This window comes from Stieleria sp. (assembly GCF_041595215.1).
Taxonomy (GTDB): Bacteria; Planctomycetota; Planctomycetia; order Pirellulales; family Pirellulaceae; genus Stieleria; species Stieleria magnilauensis.
In genome coordinates this window covers 1-2,799 of record NZ_JBFHKV010001095.1, presented here as the reverse complement: position 1 = coordinate 2,799, position 2,799 = coordinate 1, and the positions used below count along the sequence as shown (strand labels likewise).

The following is a 2,799-nucleotide window of genomic DNA, read 5'->3' as shown; positions in this document are numbered from 1 at the left end:
TCTGTGGAGAAAAGTGCCCGAACGCTGGCGCGAACCGGCTGATGACAAATGATGATCAGCCGTTCGGCGCCAGCCTACGGGCCCTCGATCCCTCAACGGCAATTCGGACCAATCGCACCGGAACAGCGCGATCGGCTTTCTCGAACATCCGCTCGGCGCTGCGGTGCGTTTTGAGTTTGGAACTTGGCTGAGCCACCACTACAACCCGATCGAGACGACGTCGACCGTTTTGACACGGCCGATCAAGGTGTGGCTGCTGACGTCGTCGACATGGATGTCCAGCAACTGCCCCGCCTGGCGACGGTTGCCGTCGAACACGACGATGCGATCACAGGGGGTCCGCCCGGTCATTTGAACGACGGGGCTGTCTGCATCGGCGTCGGCGGCTTTCTTGCTGGGGCCTTCGACCAACACCTGAACCTCGCGGCCGATCATTTTGGCGTTTTCTTCTTTCGCGATCCGGTTCTGGACTTCCAGCAAGCGATGGTTCCGCTCGGCTTTGACCTCGCGCGGGACGTCGTCTTCCAATCGTTCGGCGGCCTTGGTGCCGGGCCGGACGCTGTATTGGAAGATGAAGCTGTTCTTGAAGCGACAACGTTCGACCAACGCGACGGATTTTTCAAAGTCCTCGTCGGTCTCGCCGCAGAACCCGACGATGAAGTCGCTGCTGACGGCGGCCTCGGGCAAGATCCGCTCGATCCGCTCGAACATCTCCATGTAGTCGGCGATCGTGTAGCCGCGTTTCATGCGTTTGAGCACGTCATCGCTGCCGCTCTGGGCGGGCACGTGCAAATACGGCGAGACCTTCGGCAGGTCGCGGACGGCCACCAACAACCGCTCGGTCATGTCTTTGGGGTAATTGGTGACGAACTTGATCCGCTCGATCCCATCGACATCGTGCAGCATTTCCAACAGCGACGTCATGTCCGTCGTTTCGCCATCGGCGGAATACTTGTAGCTGTTGACGGTTTGACCGAGCAGCGTGATCTCGCGGCATCCCTGCTCAGCCAGCACCTGGGCTTCGGAGATGATTTGCCGGGGCGGACGTCCTTGCTCGGGGCCGCGCGTGTTGGGGACGACACAGTAGGTGCAAAACTTGTCGCAACCGATCTGGATCCGCAGGTACGCCTGAAACGGGGTCGGCCGCATCGTGGGATCACGGAGCGGGTCGAACGTCTCGTGGCTCCGCGCGACGACGGCTTGCTTGTCGTCCTTGCGGCCCAGCGAGACCGCCATCTGACGGCCTTCGCCGTTTCGCAGTTTGGTCAGCAGATCTGGGATCGTGTGCAGTTGCCCCGGACCGACCACCATGTCGACGTAGGGTGCACGTTTGAAAATGATCTCCTGATCCTTTTGGGCCATGCAGCCCATCACACCGATCAGTTTGTCCGGATGATCCTTTTTGGATTCACGGATCTTGCCCAACGCGCTGTAGACCTTTTCCTCGGCATGCTCGCGGACGCTGCAGGTGTTGTACAGCACGCAGTCCGCATCTTCGTGCGAGTCCACGACGGTGTAGCCGTGACGTTTCAAGTCAGCGATGACCATTTCGCTGTCCAGCACGTTCATCTGGCAGCCGACGGTTTTGATGTAGACGCGTTGTGTCATGGATTAACCCACTGACGCAGGTTTTCGTTTGGGTTTGAAAATTTCGGTGGCGGTGCCGAAGTGCACTTCACCGGCGTTCATCAACGTTTCGCTGAGCGTCGGGTGCGGGTGCACGCTTTCGGTCACGTCATGGACTTCGCATCCCATTTCGATCGCCAAGACGGCTTCGGCGATCAATTCACCGGCCCCTGATCCGACGATCCCACAACCGATCACGCGTCCGGAGTCTGGATCGACCAGCCACTTGGTCAACCCTTCGGTGATCCCCAGAGCTTGAGCCCGTCCGCTCGCCGCCCAGGGATAGACTTCCACCGAGACCTTCACACCGTCTCGCTTGGCTTCGGTTTCGGTGATGCCAGCCCAAGCGATCTCGGGATCGGTAAACACCACCGCCGGAATCGCTTTCTTGTCAAAGCTGGCGGCTTTCCCGGCCAGGACTTCGGCGGCCACCCGGCCTTCGTGCGTCGCTTTGTGGGCGAGCATCGGATCCCCGGCGACGTCACCGATCGCCAGGATGTGCGGGTCGGCCGTGCGTTGTCGGTCGTCGCATTCGACGAAGCCCCGCTCGTTGATAACGACGGAGGTGTTTTCCAGTCCCAGGCCGCGGGTGACCGGACGTCGGCCGATGCTGATCAGCACTCGATCAAACTGCTCGTGCCCGAAATGGGCCGGCCCTTCAAACGTCACTTCGATCTTGTCGCCGACTTCGGTCAACGAGCCGACCTTGGTGTTCGTCAGCACACGGCCTTCGCATAGTTTGTCGATGCGTTTGGCCAGCGGTTTGACAAGATCGCGATCCGCTCCGGGCAACAAGCCGTCGGCCAATTCGACGACCGTGACCTTGGAACCCAGATGGGCGTACACGCTGCCCATTTCCAATCCGATGTAGCCGCCGCCGACGACCAGCATCGATTCGGGGATGTCGGCCAGCGCCAGTGCACCGGTGCTGTCCATCACGCGGTCGCTGCCGATGTTGAACGCCGGCGGCATCGCGGGGACACTGCCGGTGGCCAGGATGCAGTGGTCGAAGGTCAGTTGCCCGCCGACGGGAATCGATTCGTGGTCGCCTTCCAATTGCAACGTGGTCGAGTTGACAAAGCTGCCGCGGGCTTGGATCACGGTGACGTTGCGACGCTTGGCCAGATTGCCCAGTCCGCCGGTCAGGTTGGAAATCACCTGGTCCTTGCGGGC

At 60.8% G+C, this 2,799-nt stretch carries 3 protein-coding genes; 1 reads left to right on the top strand and 2 read right to left on the bottom strand.

Features of this window, described 5'->3' with window-relative positions; translation table 11 throughout:
- A partial coding sequence (locus ABX749_RS28415; protein ID WP_372899003.1) for a hypothetical protein occupies positions 1-191 on the top strand: 191 nt, incomplete at its 5' end.
- Between the two features lie 7 nt (positions 192-198).
- Here the strand turns inward: ABX749_RS28415 and miaB are convergent.
- Both miaB and ABX749_RS28405 read right to left on the bottom strand, forming a co-directional pair.
- On the bottom strand, positions 199-1,608 hold the full coding sequence (gene miaB, locus ABX749_RS28410) for a tRNA (N6-isopentenyl adenosine(37)-C2)-methylthiotransferase MiaB (RefSeq protein WP_372899002.1): 1,410 nt from the start codon (positions 1,606-1,608) through the stop codon (positions 199-201).
- 3 nt (positions 1,609-1,611) lie between these two features.
- On the bottom strand, positions 1,612-2,799 hold a 1,188-nt coding region (locus tag ABX749_RS28405; RefSeq protein ID WP_372899001.1), incomplete at its 5' end, for an NAD(P)/FAD-dependent oxidoreductase.